The sequence below is a fragment of the Vibrio ouci genome (genome assembly GCF_004551525.1).
GTDB classification, from domain to species: Bacteria; Pseudomonadota; Gammaproteobacteria; order Enterobacterales; family Vibrionaceae; genus Vibrio; species Vibrio ouci.
Genome location: NZ_SATR01000232.1, coordinates 1 through 929, shown reverse-complemented (window position 1 = coordinate 929; position 929 = coordinate 1). Strand labels below are relative to the sequence as shown.

The 929-nt window shown below is 43.1% G+C and carries 1 protein-coding gene; it reads left to right on the top strand.

The features are described from left to right. The first annotated feature begins 180 nt into the window (after nt 1–180). Nucleotides 181–669: a GNAT family N-acetyltransferase gene (locus ELS82_RS25370; protein ID WP_244230893.1), complete on the top strand. Its 489-nt coding sequence runs from the start codon at nt 181–183 to the stop codon at nt 667–669. Nucleotides 670–929 lie beyond the last annotated feature (260 nt).

Below are 929 nucleotides of genomic sequence, written 5' to 3'. Positions count from 1 at the left end.
GGCGCTTAACCAAAAGTCCGCCTTATAACAAAGCGTTTAAGACAGATTCCCAACGCTTGGCATTTTCGGTTTGCTTTGAATTTAGTGTTTACGGCACAATGGTTTAGGTCAGGTGGTGGCGTTGCTCACTACTTAACGCGGCGTTATGCCTAAAATAGAAACTGACAATTGAGGTGCAATTTGAAGGTTAGAGCAGTTATTGAGTCAGACTGGGATTCGATACTTCGAATTCAGGCTGAGGTGTATCATGATGGTGTGCTCGAAGAGTTGGACGTACTAAAAAGCAAAAGTATCGTGTCACCTACAAGTTGTTTTGTGTTCGAGTCGAACGACGGAGATATCGCAGGTTATTTGTTGTCACATCCGTGGGATAGTCCAATACCTCCAAAGTTGTTTGAACCGTTAGTAATGGTCAGTGGTAACCGTCAGTTTTTCATCCATGATATGGCTGTTAGTGCCACAGCACAAAACAAAGGTGTTGGTCGATTGTTGACTAATCGAGTGTTTGAATTAACGAAGAAAATGGGCATTAACAAAATTAGTCTAGTTGCAGTTCAAGGCGCGGCTGGCTACTGGTCGACATTAGGTTTTAGTGCATTGGAAAGTAGCGATATCAGTCCGGTATACGGCGAAGATGCTGTATTCATGGAAATGTTAATATCGGCATAACAAAGCGTTTAAGACGGACTCCCAACGCTTGGCGCTTTCGGCTTTCTTCAGGTTAAGTGTTTATGTCACAATGGTTTAGGTAAGGTGGTTAGCGTTGCTCGCCACTTAACGCGGCGTTATGTTTACTTTAAATTCAAAGGCTTAAAGTTCTTAAGCTCTAGTTCTTTGTCCCTTTGGCAATTCGTCCCTAGTAGACTCAGCAAATCTGCATTGTCGGTCTAAGTTCTTGAATCTCTCCGCCCGTAAAACATGCCAATGTT